The organism is Micromonospora sp. NPDC050417, assembly GCF_044458865.1.
GTDB lineage: Bacteria > Actinomycetota > Actinomycetes > Mycobacteriales > Micromonosporaceae > Micromonospora_G.
This window is the reverse complement of the sequence record NZ_JBITIH010000040.1, coordinates 21,131-40,062: the sequence shown is the minus strand read 5'-3', so window position 1 is coordinate 40,062 and position 18,932 is coordinate 21,131. Positions and strand designations below refer to the sequence as shown.

The following is an 18,932-nucleotide window of genomic DNA, read 5'->3' as shown; positions in this document are numbered from 1 at the left end:
CGATGTCGCCCGTGCGGTCGGTCAGCGGGTCTTCGCGACCGGGGTGGCCGACTTCGGTCTACAGGTCCAGAACGTTTCCGGTACGGCTCCGGTGACTCGTACGGTGACGTACACCAACGACGGCACGGCACCGGTGACCCTCACCCTCGCCACGGAGGTGTCGAACCTCGCCACCGGCGCCCCGGAGACCACGGCCATCACGATCGGCACCAACACGGTGACCGTACCCGCCCGCGGATCGGTGAACGTGCCGGTCACCGCCGACCCGGCCACACTCACCCGGGGCCAGTACGGCGGCTGGATCACCGCGACCGGACCGGACGGCGTCCTCACCACCACCGCCCTGGCGGTCACCGTCGCGGGACCCCGGCACACCGTGACGTTCCATGTGCTGGACCGGGCGGGCAATCCGGGCCGCGCGAATGTCGTCCAGTTCATGGGTGACAACGCGAACGAGGACATCATCCGTTCGTTCCCCCTCTCCACCTGGACCGAGACGGTCGAAGAGGGCACCTACCTGCTGGACGCCTGGATCGAGGACCTCAGCAACCGGCAGTACATCCAGGTCACCACGATCATCGACCCCGAAGTGCTGGTCGACCGGGACATGGAGGTGGTGATCGACGCCCGCAAGGGCACCCCGATCCGGATCGAGACGCCGAAGCCGAGCGAGCAGCAGGCGGTGCTGAGCTTCTACATGCACCGGGTGACCGGCAGCGGCCGACAGATCAACCTCGGCACCTGGCAGTACAGCGGAGTCAGACAGGTCAACGTCACGCCGACGAAGGCGGTGTCGAGCGGCGAGTTCGAGTTCTCGTCCCGTTGGCAACTGGTCGCTCCGATGGTCCAGGCCAGGGTCCCCGGGGTGCCCGGTCCGTTCAACATGAACATGACCGCGCGGTCTCCGGCGTACGACGGAAAGCGCACCCTCCCGCTGGTCTACGCCGGCCGGGGCACCCCGGCGGAGCTGAAGAAGGCGAAGGTGAAGGGTGCGGCCGTGCTGATCCAGTCGAACGGTCCGGGGTCGGAGCCCTCGGTGAACAAGGCGGCGGCCGAGGCCGGCGCCGAGGCCACCCTGATGGTGCGCCCGCCCACCGTGCCGTTGTGGACGGTGTGGCAACCGCTACAGAACCCCAAGGAGGCGATTCCGTTGCTGGCGGTGGCGGCGGAGACGGGGGCGAGGCTCATCGACCGCGCGTCCAAGGGCCAGCCGGCCACGATCGACCTGACCCTCACCACCTCCAGCCCCTACCTGTACGACGTACAGCACGTGGAGGTCGGTCGGATTCCGGAGCAGGTCGTCTACCGGGTGACCGAGCAGAACTCGGCACAGATCACCACCAGCTACACCGACAACGGTGGCGCCCCGTGGGCGAAGGAGCAGCGGTTCGGCTGGCGCCCCTGGCAGACCTTCGCCTGGAGCGACAAGTCCCGCTACGTCGCGACCCCGACGGTACGCCAGGAGTGGGTGACCACCGGGGACTCGATCTGGCAGCACCGGGTGTCGGAGGACTGGGTGCCGGGTCCCGACTGGGACGCCCCGCTGGTGACCGGAATGGTCGAGCTGCCCACCAGTTACCGTCCCGGCAAGAGCAAGGAGAGCTGGTACAGCCCGGTGGTTCGGCCGGCGTCGCCGAAGGGCGTACCGGAGTTGGTCTCGACCCGGACGGGGAACACGCTCGCGCTGCGGGTGCCCGAGTTCGTCGACGCCGAGGGCCACTACACCATCGGTGAGGGGACCCAGGTCGACGCGAAGCTGTGGCGGGACGGCAAGCTCCTGGCCGAACTGCCCAATGCCCGTCAGGACGTCACCACCACCGCCGCCCAGGCGTGGTACCGGCTGGTGCTGAACACCGAGCGTTCCAGTGCGGAGTGGCGTTGGGGTACCCGTACCGAGACGGTGTGGGACTTTCGCTCCGGACAACGACCGGGCGACAAGGCCCGGCCGTTGCCGCTGCTCCAGGTCGACTACGACACACCGGTCGACCTGACCGGTGAGACGGTCAACCGGGAGCACACGCTCCGCCTGAGCGTGCGTAACCAGAACGGCCTGGGGGCGCCCGAGGGCACCACCCTGACCGCCGAGGTCTCCTTCAACGAGGGCAAGACCTGGAAGAAGGTCACGGTCTCCGGGAAGGGTCCCGAGTTCCGGGCCAGCATTCCGGAGGGCAGGGGCACCGTTTCGCTGCGGGTGCGGGCCACCGACGAGTCCGGCAACGCGGTCACCCAGACCGTGATCCGGGCGTACGGCCTGAGCTGACAGCTCGTCGGGCGGGGCGACCCGGTGTGGTCGCCCCGCCCGCGGTGCTAGCTGACCCTCGGTGCCGGGATCAGGCCACGGTACGGTCGAGCCAGTGGGCGATCAGTGGCGCGATCTCGTCCAGCTTCTCTTCCAGGGCGAAGTGCCCGGTGTCGAGGACGTGCAGTTCGGCGTCGGGCAGATCCCGCAGGTAGGCGTGGGCGCCGGGCGCGGGGAAGAACAGGTCGTTGCGACCCCAGACGATCAGGGTCGGCGGGGCGTACTCGCGTAGCCACGCCTGCCACCGGGGGTAGAGCGCGACGTTGTTCCGGTAGTCGAGGAAGAGGGCGAGCTGTGCCTCCTTGCGCCCGGGCAGGTCCAGGAAGTGCTGGTCGAGGGTCCAACCGTCGGGGGCGATTCGTTCTGGTTCGCCGGTGCCGCCCTCGTACTGTCCTCGGGTGGTCGGCAGGGTCATCAGGTCACGGAGCTTCTGCTCGGCGCCGGGCGTTTCCGGTCGGAGGGCGATGACGTCGCGGGCGAAGTCCGACAGCCCTTCCTCGTAGGCGTTGCCGTTCTGCACCACCAGGCCGGCGATCCGGTCGGGGTGCCGAGTGGCGATCCGGAAACCGACCGGGGCGCCGAAGTCAAAGACGTACATCGCGAATCGGGTCAGCCCGAGCCGGGTCACGAAGCCCTCGGTGATGTCGGCGAGTCGGTCGAAGGTGTAGGTGAAGTCGGTCGGGGCCTCGGTGTGGCCGAAGCCGGGGTAGTCGGGGGCGATCAGCCGGTACTGCGTGCCGAGCGTGTCGATGAGCCGACGGTACTGGTGTGAGGCGGAGGGAAATCCGTGCAGGAGCAGCAGGACCGGGGCATCCGGTCGTGCTGGCACCGATTCGCGGTAGAAGACCCGGACCCCGTCGACGTCGACGTGCCGGTGAACGGTGCGGGCAACGGCGTTGATCGCCATCTCACATGCCTTCCTGGGTCAATGATGCATTAGCTAGCTGGGGAGACTAACGCATGATGTAGGGCATGTAGCATTAGTGAGATGAAGGACGCCCTGCCGATGACCGGTGAGCCACTGGCACTGGACCTGGTCAACACCCGCCCCAACGGGTCCAACGGCCCGGTCGACCTCCTCGGTACGCCCGACCAACTCGCCGCCTGGCTGGCCGCGCAGGTCGAGCGGCTGCCCGAGCTGACCCCTGCCGAACTGGCCACGGTCACCGAGGAAGACCTCGCTGCCGTACGGGCGGTACGCGAGCACGTCAGCGCCGCCATCCACGCCGTACGGCTCGACACCCGTCCCCCGGTCGCCGCGTTGCGCGGGCTCAACGACGCGCAACGTGCCGCGCCCCCGATCCGGGAACTGGGCTGGGCCGGGGAGTCGATCACCCTGACAGCCCGACGCGACGGCCCGCTCGGTCAGCGGCTCGCCGCGGTCTTCGCCGAGGCCGCCGCCGGCCTGCTCGCCGATCCGGCCGCCGGTCGCATTCGGGAGTGTGAGGCGACGGAGTGCGTGATGGTGTTCCTCCCCGCCCACCCGCGCCGACGCTGGTGCTCACCCGCCCGCTGCGGCAACCGGTCCAGGGTGGCGCGTTACTACCAGCGGCACAGGCCGGAACTGTCGTAGTTCTCGTCGCGGTGTCGGCTCAGCGGCGGGAGTCGAGCAGACGAATCCACCAAACCACCCCACCTCGCCTGAGTGGCCGGTTACCCCGAGCCTGGTGCGACACACGGCGCTGCCGCTGATGGGGTGGAGCGCCGAACAGCCCGCCCACCAGGCGGGGGCGGCATCGTGCTCAGGAGACACCCTTCGATGGCGGCGCGGTTTCGCCTAGTTGATTGGGATTTAGGTCGTACTGGTAGGTAGCTACGATCCTCGCCATTTTGGTGTTACTTCCGATTCACCTGGTGCACCACTTCGGGTGGCTAGCGTCGTCCGCGCATGACGTTGATCGAATCCGTCGGGCGCTGCGTACCAGCAGGTCCGCGTGCTGCCGCCGAGGCGGGTTCGTAGGAAATGGGGACCAGATGGAACTAGACCGCAGACAGTTCATCGCCGTCGGTGGCGCTGTCGTCGCCGCCGCCGGACTTCTGCCCGGGACGGCGGCCTGGGCGGACAGCGGCGAGGAGCGCAAGCCCGGCGGGCACGACGAGCCGAAGGGCGTCTGGCTGGCGGGTGACACCCACGTCCACGACGACCACTCGTCGGACGGCAGCGCCCCGCGCCAACTGTCGGACCAGCGGGACCCGGGAAACCTGCCGGTCAGTGACCAGATCGGTTACGCCGAGTCGGTCGGCCTGGCCTTCATGCCGCTGACCGACCACCGCACGTTCGACCAGCACTGGGACCCGCTCTGGACGTCGAACCGGCTGCTCCTGCTCACCGGCGAGGAGGCGAACGGGTCACCCCACGCCATCGTGCTCGGCGCGGTCGACACCGTGGTGGACGGCGCGAACCCGCCGGGATCCGCGCCGTTCCGTCACGTACAGCAGTCGATCTGGGACGCACACGCGCAGGACGCGGTCTGGTCGATCGCCCACCCGGACGACGGCGAGTACACCACCGCCGCCGGTCCGAACGAGAACGCCAGCGTGCAGGGGGTCGACACGGTCGAGGTCTGGAACGCCAGCTGTGACCCCGACACCGAGATCGAGTACGCCGAGAACCGCTGGAACCACGGTTTCCGCTTCGGTGCGGTAGCGGCGAGCGACAGCCACTTCAAGGAGCTCCGCCCGGCCAGCGCCCCCGGCCGACCGACCACCTGGGTCTTCGCCGCCGAACGCTCGGTCCGCGCCATCCTCGACGCGCTCAAGGCCGGTCGGACGACCGTGTCGCTGAGCCCGGACGGTCCGTTCGTCACGATCGAGGCCGACGTCGACGGCGATGGCCGGTTCGAGGCCATCGGTGGCGACGAGGTGATCGTCAAGGACCGTCACCTCTCGAAGCGGGCCACGCTGCGGGTCCGGGCCAAGTCCGCCGTCGGTATGCGGGTGCTCGTCTACGCCGCGCCGGGCCGCTCGGCCGGCCCGGTCGCGACCTTCGTGCCCACCAAGGCCAACCAGACCTACCTGCTGCCGCTCACGCTGAGCGGAGACCACACCTGGTACCGGGTGGAGGTGCGCGGTCCGGGTGAACTCTCCGGCCGGGACGCCGACCCGAACCTGCCCGACCAGCTACGGGGCGCCACGTCGCCGGTGTTCGTGTCGGTGAAGCGGGCCGCCGAGGCGGCGCCCGAGATCGCCCTGCCGCGTCCCGCCAGCGGCAACGACCGTGCCAGTCTGGTCCTCGGTGAGCAGGGCGGGTTCGCCGGATTCGCCGACGTCGCGGTGGCGGGGCGGGTCACGCACGTGGTCGCCCAGGTGCACGAGGACCACCGTACGTCCGTGGTGTACCGCAGGCTGGACGGGCACGGCGACAAGCACGCGGACAAGGGCCTGGTGCTCTCCGACGCCTCCGGTACGGCCCGGGCCCCCCGGGTCGTCGCCTCCGGCGACGACGTCTGGGTCGTGTGGCAGGACGCGCGCGGCCACGAGCAGCCCCACCGGCCGGAGATCTACCTGCGCCACAGCCGCAACGGTGGCAAGAGCTTCGACTCCGCGGTGAAGCTCAGCAACGGGAAGGGGCGCGCCGAGCAGCCCGCCATCGCCCTGTTCGACGGCCGGCACCCGGTGGTGGCCTGGGCGCAGAACACCAGCGGCGCGTTCGACGTCTACGTCCAGGTGGTCGGTGTCGACCGTGCTCCGGTGAACATCTCCGCCGCCGGTAAGGTCATCGTTGCCGGTACGCCCGACGACGCCCGCTCGCCCATCCACCCGGCCTCGCTCTTCCCCTCGGTCGCGGTGACCAAGCACCGGGGCATCGTCGTGACCTGGCAGGACAACCGGTTCGACCCCGACGCGGGCTGGACCGGTCACACCCCGCCCGCCGGTCAGCCCGCCAGCGGAGGCACCAACCCGGACAACTGGGAGATCCTGGCGGCGGTTCGCGCCAAGCCGTCGGCAGCCTGGGGCACGCCGGTACGGGTCAGCGCGAACGACAACGCGGCCGACCGGCACCCGGACATCGCGGTGGACCGGGACGGTGCCCTCGTCGTCATCTGGGAGACCAAGGCGCTCTCCGCCTCCGGGGCGAATCTCTCGCTGCGGGCGAGCCGGTCGACGGACGGCAAGACGTGGTCGGCCGCCGAGACGGTCGGCCTCGACCCCAACGCCATGAGTCAGCGTCCCCGGCTCGGCGTGGACTCCGACGGCTCGGTACGGGCGGTCTGGTACGACTCCCGCTCCGCCGACTGGCGCTGGAAGATCTTCACGGCCCGTCGGGCGGCGTCGGGCTGGACCCCGGCGGTCCAGCTCAGCACGCGCGGCAACGGCACGTGGCCGGCGATCGACAACGGAACCGTGGTCTTCACGAGTGACCGGGCGGCCGAGCGTACCCAGCGCGACCACACCCAAGAGATCTACCTGATCGGATAGAAGGAAGGGCCCCTTGTTATCGCTTTCGGTATAGGAAGGGGCCCCTGTTAACCACCACCATCACCATGCGAGTGGGGCGTTCCGGGCGGCGGAGCGCCCCACTCGCGTCGGTCGGTGCCCATCCCTGGGCAACGGGAAGACTGGATCAATCCGGCGGAAACCGGTCGGCGGGTCGCGGTAGCGTGATCGGCTACCGTGCACATCACGACACTGGCCGCCCTGCGCCCGGGGCGGAGCGACCTCGGTGTGGCCCGGGGGCCCGGCACGAGTGCCCCGACACCATCAGTGCCCTGCGGCGGGGCGCCGACCCGGGGACGGAAGCCGAGTACCGAGCGGACCTGATCGAACTGCTTGACCACCTGGCCGAGGCGAGCGGTGGGCGGGTGCTGCCGGGCGCCGAGGACGTACCCACGCCCTGGTTGCTCTCGTCGAGTGTCGCGGGCGCCGAACTCGTCGCCGGGTTGGGACTGCCGATCGCCTTCGCGCACCACATCCGGCCCGGCAACGCCGTCGAGGCGCTGGGCCACTCAGGCGCATGGTTCCCCGGAGACGGTGTGCCGCCGGCTCTCCAGGGTGGCCGCGCAGACCGGCGCGGACGAGCTGATGCTCTCCACCCCGTCTACCACCCGGACACCCGGGTACGTTCCCTCGAACTGGTCGCCGCGACCGCCGCCGGTTGAGCAGACGACGTCGTGGGCGGCGCCGGTCCGCCGAGCCGCCCACGACCGGCACCGGTCAGGGTCTCCTACGGCGTACGCCGGCCCGGGGTCAGCGGAACGCGGCGGTGATCAGCGCGAGGAGGCAGACCAGCGCGACCGCCGCGAGCACCCCGCGCACCTCGACTGCGGCGCTGGGCGGAGGATCGCCCTTCTCCTTCATGTCGTTGGTGGAAGGGGACGGGCTCGCCGATGTGGTCATCGCATGATGGTCAGCCAGGTCAGCCGTGATGGCAATACTCCTTCACGCATTATTGACGCGCGACCTTCTGGACGGTCTGCATCCGTGATCGTCGATGTAGGCGAGCGTCTGCGTTGTCGCGTCAAGACGGCGTAGAGAACCGACGGTTCGGCGTATCGGTTCCGTGAGAATCCCTCGGCAAACAGTCGCGACAGCGGTGACATGGAGGTGTGGCGAGAGGGAGTGGAATGGACGTCACCGCTGCCGCCGGTCGGGTTGTCGTCGGTGTCGACGCGTCGCTCGGAGGCATGCAGGCGCTGCGCTTCGCGGTGGCCCACGCGCGGGCGTCACGTCGTCCGTTGCGGGCGGTGCGGGCCTGGGCTGTGCCGAACCCGTGGCGGGATTCCGCCCGTGGGGCGCAGCGGTTGCGGGACGAGTTCGCCCGAGGCGCGCACCGGCACGTGATGACGGCGTTCACGAACGCGTTCGGGGCATTCCCGGACGATCTCCCGGTGGAGATCATGGTCCCCGAGGGGGATCCCGGGCCGTCGCTGCTCGGATACGCCGGGTCGGAGGCGGATCTGCTCGTCGTCGGCGGGAGGTCGGCGCGGTTCGGCCGGAGCAACGGTCCGGTCACGCGTTACTGCCTGGCCCGGGCCAGGGTCCCGATTGTCGTGGTGCCCCCGCCAGGATGGGTGCGCGCGGCGACGATCCGGCGCGTCGCCCACGAGATCGAACGTGACCTCGAACGCCTGGCGCGACGTCCCATCGCCTGAAGACCGCCGTTCCGTTGTCCCGGGCGAGGCCGCCGTTCCGCTATCCCGGTGGGGACGCCGACGAGGTCGGCATGTCCGACGGTGACGGTGAAACCGTGGTGACACGGCTGGGAGTCGCGGTCGGTGCCGTCGGACCGCGTACGTCCGGTGCCGGTGTCTCGTCGGGCTCGTCGGTCGGAGCCGGCGGTGTCGCGGATCTCCTGGTCGGAGTCGGTGATGTCGAGGGCTGGCCGGTCCGGGTCACCGGGGCCGGGGGTCCGGTGTCGGCGACGGACGGCGGCACCGGTCGTACGAGCAGGTACGTCGCCAGAGTGACGACGAACAGTACGGCGAGCAGCACCGTCGACACGCGGATGTTCCCGGGCAGCGGGTGGGTGCGCGGCATCAGCTCGCTCCTACCGGCTCGGGGGTTTCGAGGCTGGTCGACACGTTGATCCCCTCGGCCTGGAAGGCGAGCGCGACCCTTGCCCGTAGTTCCCGGCCGACGGTGAACTGTTTGCCGGGCAACGTCCGGGCGACCATGCGTACGTGCAGGGTGTCGACCTCCAGGCTCTCCACTCCCAGCACGGATGGCGGGTCCAGGAGCAGCGGTCCCAGTTCCTGGTCGTCGCGGGCCTCGGTGCCCACCCGGCTCAGGATCTCCCGGACCCGAGCGACGTCGACCGTGCTCGGCACCGGGACGTCGATGACCGCGCGGGCCCAGTCCCGGGACTGGTTCGTCACCTGCACGATCTGCCCGTTCGCCACGATCACCACCTCGCCGTTGACGGTGCGGAGTCGGGTGATCCGCAGGGTCACCTCCTCGACGGTGCCGCTCACACCGACTTCCGATCCCAGTGCGGAGATGCGGACCACGTCACCGAAGCCGTACTGGCGTTCGGTGATGATGAAGACCCCGGCGAGGATGTCCTGGACGAGCCGCTGGGCGCCGAAGCCGAGGGCCACGCCGACCACCGCGGCCGGTGCGACGAGGCTGGTGATCGGCACGCCGAGACGCTGGAGTGTCAGGACGGCGGCGACGCAGTAGAGCAGCACGATCACGGCCCACATGCTCACCTGCGCGACGACGTGGGCGTGCTTCGCCGACTCGGAGCGGACCAGTCCGGCACCGTCGGCGACCTTCGCGTCGATCCGGTCCGTGATCGCCGCGCCCGCCCACCTGACGGCACGCGACGCGAGGATCACCCCGAGGACGAACAGCACGATCTCCAAGCCGCTGCCGCGTACCCAGGTGGTGATGTCGGTCATGGGGGCAAGAGCGAGATTCATCGACGTCTACTGTCCTCGGGGCGCGGCACGCATCGCCGCGCGGCGATGCGATGTCTACCCGAACGAACCTGACGGGAAACTTTCGACGAGCCGGGCGAGGTTCGCCAGCGCCATCCGGGTGCCGGTCTCGTTGTCGTGGGCGGCGACACCGTCGGGAATGCCCTCGTGTACGACGAGGACGTCGGTGCCGCCGCCGGAGTCGGTGAGCGTGGTCGTCATCGTCATCGTGCCGAGCATTGCGGGATCGGTGGTCTCGAACTCCACCACCTCGACCACCCGCTCGTCGGTTACGAGTTGGAGGAAGCGCCCGTGGTACGTGTCGGTGTGCGGGGTCGACTTACCGGCGGCCTCCGGACTGTCGTACGTGAGCGACACGCGGAACGAGCCGCCTTCGCGGGCCTCGAACTCGTGCACCTGGCTGCTCATGCCGTCGGGCACACGCCACTGTGCGATCGCGTCCGGATCGAGCAGCGCCCGGTAGACGGCGGAACGCGGCGCCGCGACGTGCTGGCTCACCTACGTGGAAGACATACGGGTCAACCTATCTTCCAAGGCCCTGCGTGACCTGCTGGCCCGGTAGGGCGCGTGACCTGCTGGCCCGGTAGGGCGCGACCGTGTGACCGGCGTCTCCGGAGCAGACTTGCCGGATGGTCGCGGAGCGGGTGGCGGTGGAGGCGGGGTGAGCCCTCGCCTCCCCGACTCCACCAGCCTGAGCCAGAGCGGCTTCGGTCTCCGGTTCATCGCCCCGGTGTTGATCGGACCAGTGCTCAACCCGATCAACACCACCATGATCGCGGTCGCGCTGGTGCCGATCGCCCGCGACTTCGGCATCGCGTCGTCAACGGTGATCTGGCTGGTCTCGGGTCTCTACCTGGCGAGCTCCGTCGCGCAGCCGACGATGGGAAAGCTCGCCGACCTGCTCGGGCCAAAGCGGATCTACCTGGTCGGCCTGGTTCTCGTACTGGTCGGTGGCCTGCTGCCGGTCCTGGACCGCACCTTCGCCGGTGTCGTGGCTGCCCGGGTGCTGATCGGCGTCGGCACCTCCGCCGCGTACCCCTCGGCCCTGACCCTGATCCGCGACCGGGCGGCCCGGCTCGACGTGCCGACGCCGCCGGCCCTGCTCTCCGCGATCTCCATCGCGAGCCTGACCATCGGCGCGGTCGGCCCGGTCCTCGGGGGCGTGCTCATCGAGGCGCTGGACTGGCGGGCGATCTTCCTGGTGAACGTGCCGCTGGCGATCCTCGCCATGGCCATGAGCGTGTTCTGGTTGCCGTCGGACCGGACCCGACCGGCGGTGTCGCGGGACGTACCGCTGCTGACCTCGATCGACCCGGTCGGCATCCTGCTGTTCGCCGGCACCATTGCCGCCCTGCTCGTCTTCCTGCTCGACCCGGGCTCGGGGCACTGGTGGCTGCCCGCTGTCGCGATCCTGCTCGCGGGCCTGCTCGCCTACTGGGAACTGCGCCGCCCGAAGCCCTTCCTCGACCTGCGCATGCTCGGCCGCAACGCCGCGTTGAGCCGCACCTACGCCCGGCTGTTCCTGGTCTACTTCTCTGTGTACTCGATGACGTACGGCTTCAGCCAGTGGCTCCAGGGCGCGGCGGGATTCAGCAGCGACACCGCCGGGTTCCTGCAACTGCCCACCGCGCTCCTCGCCGGTGTCGCCTCGCTGGTGATCGCCCGCGCCACCGCGCTGCGCCGGCCGCTCGTCCTCGCCGGGCTGCTGCCCTGCCTCGGCGGGTTGTTTCTCGTCACCCTCACCTCGGGCGCGCCAGTCTGGCTGCTGCTCGGCGTCGCCGCCCTCTTCGGCGTACCGCAGGGGCTCGCCTCGGTGGCAAACCAGGCCGCGCTCTACCGTCAGGCCCCGGCCGACCAGCTCGGGGTCGCGTCCGGGCTCTCCCGTACCTCGATCTACCTCGGGGCGATCGTCTCCTCCGGTGTCATCGGGCTCACCTTCGGCGACCGCCCGACCGACGGTGGCATCCACACCATCGGCTGGCTGATCATCGGCGCTACCGGTGTGGCCGCCCTGCTCGCCCTCGTCGACCGCACCCTCGGCGCCCCCGAGAGACGGGCGACCGACGACGTGCCGGCGGGTGTCGGCCCGTCCCGCTGACGGGCGACCGCCGGGTCCGGCGTTAGTCGACCGGCCGGCCGGCCACGACGGTACGGCCGGTGGTCGTCACCCCCGACACCGCCCAGGTGTTGTCGCGGGTGACCTGACCCGGCCCGATCCGGATCGGGCCGTACGTGTGGTGCAGGCCGAAGGTGTTGCCGGTGAGCACGATGTCGGTCGGGTCGGGCCCGTCCGGCGGGGCGGTGTCGAGGGTGTAGTTGCCGCCGTCGAAGTAGCAGTTGAGCGCCTGGACCCGGCGGATCTGGTCCGGGGTGCCGGACGGGTAGGTCAGGATGAGCCCGCCGGATGCCCGCGAGTCGACCGAAGCCTGGGCGGTGGTGGGATCCTCACCGGTCTCCAGGCTGAAGCTGTTGATCGAGCAGCGGTCGAGCAGCACCCCACCGTCGCCGCCGTCGATCTGGAAGCAGTCGGAGTGGCTGCCCGGGGTTCGTTGCACGTCACCGAAGAAGCAGCGGGTGAAGGTGTGTGCGAACCCGCTCGCGGGTGCGGTGCCGGGTTTGAGGTAGACGTTGTCCGTACCGCCGAGGAAGAGGGTGTCGGCCGCGTCGGTCTGGCCGTTGCCCCAGGAGACCAGCCCCTTGGTGTTCGGCGACCGGGTGATGATGCGGCAGTTGCGCAGGGTCAGCTTCCGGCCCAGATCCCGCTGGTGCTTGATGGTGTACGCGGCGTTGCCCTGGCCGAGGGCGCCGACGATCTGGCAGTTGCGTAGCGTCACGTCGTGGCGTACGTCGAGCGAGCCGGCGATGTCGAGGTTGTCGAACACCTGACCGTCCCGGGAGGTGACGATCGGGCCGGAGGGCTGTAGTGGCCCGATCGGGCCGATGTTGGTCCGGGTGAGCTGCTGCCCGTGTGTGATGCCGACGTCGTAGGGGAGTGTGACCGGTGCGGAGAGCACGCCGGAGGCTCGGTTCCGCAGCCGTACGGTGACGGTGGGCATTATGCGACGCTGGTCAGGACGAAGGTGGAGCCCGTACGGGCGATCTGGGTCCAGCTCCGGTTGGCGGAGTCGGTGGCGACGGATTGCAACTCGTCGAGGATCGTGGTCACCAGGACCGGTGCGGCGGTGGCGCCGGAGGTCTGGCTCCGTACCGAGAGGCTGATTTCGATCACCTCTTCGTCGGCGTCCGTTCCCACCACGGTGAGGATCATGGTTTCGCCCGGGGCGAAGGTGCTCTTGTTCAACGTCGCGCTGGTGATGGTCGGAGCAGCCATGTTCGTTCCCTTCGACAGTCAGCTCCGGTCGAGTCGATCGGCCGTGCGTCCAGCCAACGCCTGAGAGGGATGTGGCCGGAAGCCCTCTGTACAGATCGCGACGCTCCCGTGTCCGTTTTGTGTTCTCCTCAACCGCGATGAGCTGCTGAAACGTCTCGGATCACGGGCGTTTCCGCGAGTGTCCGGCCACCCGGCGCAACAGCGCTATAGTTAGCCGTATAGCGCGCGTGCGGGTCATTGAGGTACCCGCCGACGATGAGGAGGCAGTGGCATGTCCGTACCAGTTCCCCCAGCCGTCACCGGGTACTTCGCGGCCACCGAGAACGGCGACCGGGACGCGCTGGTGGCCAGCTTCGCGGAGGACGCCGTCGTGCTCGACGAGGGCCGGACCCACCGAGGTCGGGCCGAGATCCGCCAGTGGCGCGACGAGGTCGCCACGGCGTACGAGTACACCGTCGAGGTCCTGAGCGCGGAGCCGGACGGGCCGGACGGCTACCTCGTCACCGCCCGCCTCGAAGGCAACTTCCCCGGCAACACCGTCGACCTCACGTTCCGGTTCATCCTCCGCGACAACCTCATCGCACGTCTGGAGATCGCCCCCTGACGGCATCAGCACCATCCGCGGGGTGACCGGAACAGCAGCGGGAGGGGGAGCCGCCCGGTCGATGACGGCGGCGGGAGAGAATCGGCGGCGTGCCCGTCCTGGAGATCACCGACCCCGCCGACGAACGGATCGCCGACTACCGCGCGCTGACCGACGTCGAGCTGCGTACCCGTTGGGAACCGCCGCACGGCCTGTTCATCGCCGAAGGCGAACTGGTCCTGCGGCGGGCGCTGCGGGCCGGCTACCCGCCGCGCTCGTTCCTGGTGGACGCGAAGCGGGTCGACCAACTCGGCGACCTCGACACCGGGGACGCGCCGGTCTACGCCGCCACCCCTGACGTGCTGGAGAAGGCGACCGGATTCCACGTGCACCGGGGCGTGCTCGCCTCGTTCCACCGGCGGGAGCTGCCGACCGTCGCCGAGGTACTGCACACCGCCCGCCGGGTGGCGATATTGGAAGACGTCAACAACCATACGAATCTCGGGGCCATCTACCGGGGAGCGGCAGCGCTCGGCATCGACGCGGTTCTCCTGTCACCCACCTGCGCCGACCCGCTCTACCGGCGCAGCGTACGGGTGAGCATGGGTGAGGTGTTCGCGGTTCCGTACGCCAAGTTCGAGCGCTGGCCGGAGGGTCTGGACCAGGTACGGGAGGCGGGCTTCACCGTGCTCGCCATGACGCCGGCCCCGGACGCCGTACCGATGCAGCGGCTCACCCCGGCGCAGCGGGAGCGGGCGGCGTTGCTCCTGGGCGCCGAGGGCCCCGGCCTCACCGCGGCGGCCCAGACCGCGAGCGACGTACGCGTGTCACTTCCGATGCGGCGCGGCGTCGACTCGCTGAACGTGGCAGCCGCAGCGGCCGTCGCCTTCTGGGAACTGGGCCGCGAGGACCTGGTGTAGCGGAAGCGGGGACAGCCGGCGCGAGGCGACAATCCCCGTCGGCTCCGGGTCCGACTCTCCGACTCTCCACGAGCCGGACCCGACGGGTAACTCAGCCAGGATTGGCATCGATCGCACTATCACTAACTGTAACTCTGCTGCCCGTTACCGCGTGCGGGCCGGTACGGCGAAACGGGTTTCTGCGACACGGACGGCTGAGTCAGCTCCACACCGGCATCCTCCAGAGTTTCGTCCCGGCCGATGACCGATGGCCCCACGTCCGGATCCGTACCCCAGACCTCCTCCTCTTCGGTCAACCACGTCTTCCGCTCCCGGTCCTTCTCCTGTTGACCGCCCGCGCCCATACCGCCCATCGGCGGCATCATTGGCGGCATCATCGGGGCACCCATCCCAGACATGCCTGCCGCACCTGAGGCCAACGCACCACCGGCGGCACCTGCCGCCGCGGCCGTCGCCAGTCCCGCCAGACCCAGACCTCCGCCACCGGTGCCCAGTGGACCGATCTGCACACCACCCGTTGGCGGCGCTACACCCGAACCGGGCTTCCAACCGGTGCCAAGCCAACCGTCGCTTGTCCCGTCGCTGCCCGCAGCGCCCCCGAAGAAATCACCACCGGCACCATCACCCGGGATACCCGCCAGACCACCGGCACCCGACGAACCACCGTCCAGGCCCGGGAGCGAACCACCGATGCCCGAACCAGACGAGCCGCCCAGACCAGGCAATGATCCGCCAGATCCCGTGTCAATTCCACTCGGCAGGTCGTCCGGATCGAGCGCGCTCGGACCCTCCTGGAAATCGCCGTTGCCACCACCTATTCCACCCGAACCGACGCCAGGCTCGTCCCGACCCGTCGTCGGACGCCCGCCGCCCAACGACGGCAGGCCACCGAGACCCGGACCACCGACAAGCCCACCGCCGGGGATAACGCCGGGACCACCAGCCGATCCGCCCAATCCGCCGAGGTCGGAGCCGCCCGCGCCAGTGCCCGGCAGACCGCCGTCGAAACTGCTACCAGGCAGTTCGGATCCGTCCAGCCCACCACCCAGCCCGCCGAGTCCGCCGGTGCCGAGTCCGCCGGTGCCCAGTCCGCCGAGGTCACCGGTGTTGAGTCCGTCGGTGTTCGATCCGCCGCCGCCGAGACCGCCGGTGCCCAGTCCGCCGAGGTCACCGGTGTTGAGTCCGTCGGTGTTCGATCCGCCACCGCCGAGACCACCGGTGCCCAGCCCGCCGAGTCCGCCGGTGTTGAGCCCGTTGGTGTTCGATCCGCCGCCGCCGAGACCACCGGTGTTGAGCCCGTTGATGTTCGGCCCACCACCATTGCCCCCCGGCGACGGCAACGGAGCTGCCAGCGGATCCAACAAATTGGCGGACGTCTCGTCGAAACTATCCCGCAGATTGCCGAAGTGGGTGCGCATCTCCTGATCGAGCAGAGTGACCCTTTCCAGGAAGTAGTCGTGTAGATCCCGGTCCAACGTGGCGATCACCCCGGGATCCGTGAACCGGTACAACCTCGTCCCACCCCCGAAGTCCAGCTCCAGTGGCCGGTCGGGCAACGACGTCGCGAGCTGCGCCGCCATCTGGTCCAACATTCGGCGGATCATCTCGCTTGGCTGATTGATCGCGGTGCTTGACCACTCGGACCAGGCCCTCCGCACCTCTCGCGAAAATGCCGTCGCGGCATCCCCGTTTTTGTGCAGCATTTCCGGCCAGTTCTTGTTCGACTCCAGGTCGTTCCGCAGCAGCCGCATTTCCTGCTCCAGGTCCACCAACGACTCGCGATACGCCTGTGCCGCCGAACCCGCGAACCCCGACTTACCGCTGTCCAGATCATCGATCTCTGTGCGCAACTGCGCCCTGGCGTCGTCCAACCACATCGCCAGGTTGTACATCGACTCCGCCACTCTGTGAAACGACTCTGGATCCAGCGGCAGTGGTGTCGGCGGTGCGGCCAGGATGTCTCGGGAATGGTTCCAGAACTCGTTCCAGAAATACTCGTGGGGCGCATGGGTGCTGTAGGGCACATACCAGTCGACCCGCGCCCTGAGCAGCAAATATCTCAAGTCTCCCGAATTTGGAGCATCATTGATCAGATGGGCGGCGAAGAACTCGTTTTGACCTGGCGGGGGAACGTCGTCCTCAACGCCGATCACCCGAGAATCGACCAGGCTGATCCACGGATGGTCGTAGAACCTGTTGCGGTCTATGGGTTCCGCCTTCAGGACGGCCATCAGACCGTCCTCCCAGGTGACGTCATTCAGGCCAGTCGGGGGGTTTGGCTGCGTCATCGAACTCTCCGAATTGGTACAGCGTCATCAGTGGTCGGTGGGTCGCCATTGATGGCGAGACGGGCGCCGGGCCGTACGGCCGCGGCGAGAAGTCGGCGGGTAATCCGATGACCCCGGCGTGGGCCGGTGATCACCTTCTGGTCACTACGGGCGAGAGCTCGTGCATCGACGAGGGCGTAGAGTGCGCCGGACCATCGCGGTCCGGCGTTCGAGTCGAGCCGGTGTTGCCTGCTCGGTCGCCTCGTCGGACAATCGGCCGCGCCCCGGCCGCACCCTGGTGTAAGCCGTGCTCCGGAGTGGAACCGGAATCCGGAGAGGCCCTGCGTCAAAGCCACTGGCCGGCCTACCACGGGTCCGGCCGCCGACTGGCGGCGTCGCCGTCCCGTTCGGACACCGTAACGGTGTCCGAACGAACGGACGCCTTGCCGGATCACCGCCTGGACTCCGCCTCGGCTCGACCACGACTTTGACCCAGGACCTAGCGCGGCGACCTGGCACGCTGATCGGGCCCTGGGCGGCGGCGCGGCCAGGTTGGCCCGGTATCAGTCCGACCGCCCTCGACCGCGCGCCGAAGCTCGCCACCGGCGCCGACCAACTCATCCAGACCGCCGGCTGGTGCCGATCACCCATGCCAGAAATCCACTAGTATCGATGGTGACTGTGACCGGACCGTGCACTGTGCGCCGTTCCGTAGGCCGAGCCCTGCGTGCATCCCGGATCCCGTCCATGTACTACCCCCGGCCGCCCTGACCCCTTAGAGACCTCAGTCATCTTTCACGAGGCGTCACAGATAATCCAGAGTGAATTATTGGTTAACTCTTGGGGTCGATGGCCGGGGGGTACCGGGGGAATGGTCTGACAACCAGACCTTGACGGTGTCGATGAGCACCGGTCGGCTGCCGTCGAACGGTGCGGGCGTTCAGGCTCCGTCGGCGACAGAACCCGATCAGGTAGCTTCTGCTGCTCCTCGTCCCGGCGAGAGACGATGAGTCCCCTCGCTGGTCCGCTGCGGGCGCTGGCCTTGCTGGAGCCAGTTCGGGTGAGTCGCCCGGAGATGTTCGTTGACGGGCCAGCGACAGGCGGTCATGACCTTGTGCTCGAAGGCGGCAACCTCGTCGGCGTCGAAGAGGCCCGGCACCAAGGTCCAACCCGGGCGATGGGGCGCCGGAACTCGGTCGGCACGCCGTCGAGGTCCTGCGTTGGTGGATGAACCAAGGAGTGCCAGGCGTACCACGGGATCGTGGGCGATGGTTGCCGGCTGCCCGCCCGCCGGACCGGGAGTACGTCGACAACCTGTCGGCTCGGACGACTGCGCTGCCGACCGACCCAAGGGCTTGCCGGTCGTGGGGGTCGACCGCGAGGACGGGGCGAGCCCTGGACGCGGGACTCGGCGACACAGGAATCGCAAGATCAAGATTGATAAAATCAAGGTTTCCGTGTTGACGGATTAAGAAAGTCAAGATACAAATAATGGGCAAGCATGTCGCCGGGAGTAAGGGAGTTGAGGGTGGACTGGCAGGAACTGACGGACCTGACGCACGGGCAGTCGTTCGTGGTCGAACGGGTCCGCCTCGCCGGCAGCGGCATCGTGGTCGAGGGTCAGTTCGAGCCGCCGCAACTGGCTCAGCTCAGCGCCGACGACCAGGTGTTCGTTGCCGCGTTCGTACGGTCGCACGGTTCGATCAAGGAGATGGAGCGGATCTTCGGAGTGAGCTATCCGACGATCAAGTCCCGGCTGAACCGGATCGCCGAGCACCTCGACTTCGTCGACACCGACCCGGCGCCCAGCGGCGCCGACGTCGTCGACCGCCTGAGGCGAGGCGAGATCGGCGTCGAGGAGGCACTGGCCGAGTTGGAGCGGTCCCGATGATCCCGCAACTGGTGACGGCGCGTTACCGCCGTCCCGACGGCCGGTGGCGGCGGTTCTACGTCCCGGTCCTGCCGGTGGTGTTGGTGCTGTCACCGCTGCTGCTGCTCGCCGCGCTGGGCGGACTGGTCGCGTGTCTTGTCTTCCGGGTGAGCCCGGTGGGCGCGCTGCGCGGCTTCGGACGACTGCTCTGGGCGCTGCCCGGCAGTCGGTTCGAGCTTGAGGACGGCCGGATGGCCGTGCTCGTCAGCATCAGATAAGTCAG

17 protein-coding genes and 1 pseudogene are annotated in these 18,932 nt (G+C 69.1%); 10 read left to right on the top strand and 8 right to left on the bottom strand.

The genetic code is table 11. The features are described 5' to 3' along the window. A pseudogene (locus ACIBF5_RS31390) lies at positions 1–2,260 on the top strand (peptidase S8); the annotation flags it as partial. 70 nt (positions 2,261–2,330) lie between these two features. On the opposite strand, the gene ACIBF5_RS31385 reads toward ACIBF5_RS31390, so the two are convergent. After that, positions 2,331–3,206: an alpha/beta fold hydrolase gene (locus ACIBF5_RS31385; protein ID WP_396816510.1), complete on the bottom strand. Its 876-nt coding sequence runs from the start codon at positions 3,204–3,206 to the stop codon at positions 2,331–2,333. Positions 3,207–3,287: 81 nt separating this feature from the next. On the opposite strand from ACIBF5_RS31385, the gene ACIBF5_RS31380 reads away from it, so the two are divergent. From ACIBF5_RS31380 to ACIBF5_RS31370, 3 genes are all read left to right on the top strand, one after another. Next, positions 3,288–3,872: a CGNR zinc finger domain-containing protein gene (locus ACIBF5_RS31380; RefSeq protein WP_396816509.1), complete on the top strand. Its 585-nt coding sequence runs from the start codon at positions 3,288–3,290 to the stop codon at positions 3,870–3,872. Positions 3,873–4,273: 401 nt separating this feature from the next. Then, on the top strand, positions 4,274–6,718 hold the full coding sequence (locus ACIBF5_RS31375) for a CehA/McbA family metallohydrolase (RefSeq protein WP_396816508.1): 2,445 nt from the start codon (positions 4,274–4,276) through the stop codon (positions 6,716–6,718). Between the two features lie 182 nt (positions 6,719–6,900). Then, positions 6,901–7,398 (top strand): hypothetical protein, encoded by a 498-nt coding sequence (locus ACIBF5_RS31370; protein WP_396816507.1) that lies wholly within the window; start codon positions 6,901–6,903, stop codon positions 7,396–7,398. Between the two features lie 88 nt (positions 7,399–7,486). Here ACIBF5_RS31370 and ACIBF5_RS31365 read toward each other — a convergent pair whose 3' ends face one another. Further along, a complete protein-coding gene (locus tag ACIBF5_RS31365) occupies positions 7,487–7,636 on the bottom strand; it encodes a hypothetical protein (protein ID WP_396816506.1) in 150 nt (49 codons plus the stop codon). A gap of 227 nt (positions 7,637–7,863) precedes the next feature. Here ACIBF5_RS31365 and ACIBF5_RS31360 point away from each other — a divergent pair, with 227 nt between their 5' ends. Then, the gene (locus tag ACIBF5_RS31360) at positions 7,864–8,391 is read left to right on the top strand and encodes a universal stress protein (protein ID WP_396816505.1); all 528 of its coding nucleotides are present in this window, start codon (positions 7,864–7,866) and stop codon (positions 8,389–8,391) included. Positions 8,392–8,431: 40 nt separating this feature from the next. On the opposite strand, the gene ACIBF5_RS31355 is transcribed toward ACIBF5_RS31360, so the two are convergent. From ACIBF5_RS31355 to ACIBF5_RS31345, 3 genes are read right to left on the bottom strand one after another with little or no spacing between them, the layout of a single operon-like run. Continuing rightward, entirely contained in the window at positions 8,432–8,776 is a 345-nt protein-coding gene (locus tag ACIBF5_RS31355; protein ID WP_396816504.1) for a hypothetical protein, read from the bottom strand. Next, entirely contained in the window at positions 8,776–9,660 is an 885-nt protein-coding gene (locus tag ACIBF5_RS31350) for a mechanosensitive ion channel family protein (protein WP_396816503.1), read from the bottom strand. The genes ACIBF5_RS31355 and ACIBF5_RS31350 overlap by 1 nt, the downstream gene beginning before the upstream one ends. 54 nt (positions 9,661–9,714) lie before the next feature. Continuing rightward, positions 9,715–10,176 (bottom strand): SRPBCC domain-containing protein, encoded by a 462-nt coding sequence (locus ACIBF5_RS31345; protein WP_396816502.1) that lies wholly within the window; start codon positions 10,174–10,176, stop codon positions 9,715–9,717. Positions 10,177–10,339: 163 nt separating this feature from the next. On the opposite strand from ACIBF5_RS31345, the gene ACIBF5_RS31340 reads away from it, so the two are divergent. Next, positions 10,340–11,776, top strand: a complete 1,437-nt coding sequence (locus ACIBF5_RS31340; protein WP_396816501.1) for an MFS transporter — start codon at positions 10,340–10,342, stop codon at positions 11,774–11,776. A gap of 22 nt (positions 11,777–11,798) precedes the next feature. Here ACIBF5_RS31340 and ACIBF5_RS31335 read toward each other — a convergent pair whose 3' ends face one another. Both ACIBF5_RS31335 and ACIBF5_RS31330 read right to left on the bottom strand, forming a co-directional pair. After that, on the bottom strand, positions 11,799–12,734 hold the full coding sequence (locus ACIBF5_RS31335; protein ID WP_396816500.1) for a hypothetical protein: 936 nt from the start codon (positions 12,732–12,734) through the stop codon (positions 11,799–11,801). Beyond that, on the bottom strand, positions 12,734–13,009 hold the full coding sequence (locus ACIBF5_RS31330; protein WP_396816499.1) for a hypothetical protein: 276 nt from the start codon (positions 13,007–13,009) through the stop codon (positions 12,734–12,736). Before ACIBF5_RS31330 ends, ACIBF5_RS31335 begins: the two co-directional genes overlap by 1 nt. Positions 13,010–13,280: 271 nt before the next feature. Here ACIBF5_RS31330 and ACIBF5_RS31325 point away from each other — a divergent pair, with 271 nt between their 5' ends. Together ACIBF5_RS31325 and ACIBF5_RS31320 are read left to right on the top strand one after the other, a co-directional pair. Further along, entirely contained in the window at positions 13,281–13,613 is a 333-nt protein-coding gene (locus ACIBF5_RS31325) for a nuclear transport factor 2 family protein (RefSeq protein ID WP_396816498.1), read from the top strand. 89 nt (positions 13,614–13,702) lie between these two features. Then, positions 13,703–14,512 (top strand): TrmH family RNA methyltransferase, encoded by an 810-nt coding sequence (locus ACIBF5_RS31320; protein WP_396816497.1) that lies wholly within the window; start codon positions 13,703–13,705, stop codon positions 14,510–14,512. Between the two features lie 122 nt (positions 14,513–14,634). On the opposite strand, the gene ACIBF5_RS31315 is transcribed toward ACIBF5_RS31320, so the two are convergent. After that, positions 14,635–16,800: a WXG100 family type VII secretion target gene (locus ACIBF5_RS31315; RefSeq protein ID WP_396816496.1), complete on the bottom strand. Its 2,166-nt coding sequence runs from the start codon at positions 16,798–16,800 to the stop codon at positions 14,635–14,637. A gap of 1,507 nt (positions 16,801–18,307) precedes the next feature. Between ACIBF5_RS31315 and ACIBF5_RS31310 the strand changes: the two genes are divergently transcribed. Continuing rightward, complete coding sequence (locus ACIBF5_RS31310; protein ID WP_396816495.1) at positions 18,308–18,670, top strand: DUF2089 domain-containing protein; 363 nt, start codon at positions 18,308–18,310, stop codon at positions 18,668–18,670. Next, positions 18,667–18,927 (top strand): hypothetical protein, encoded by a 261-nt coding sequence (locus tag ACIBF5_RS31305; protein WP_396816494.1) that lies wholly within the window; start codon positions 18,667–18,669, stop codon positions 18,925–18,927. The genes ACIBF5_RS31310 and ACIBF5_RS31305 overlap by 4 nt, the downstream gene beginning before the upstream one ends. Positions 18,928–18,932 lie beyond the last annotated feature (5 nt).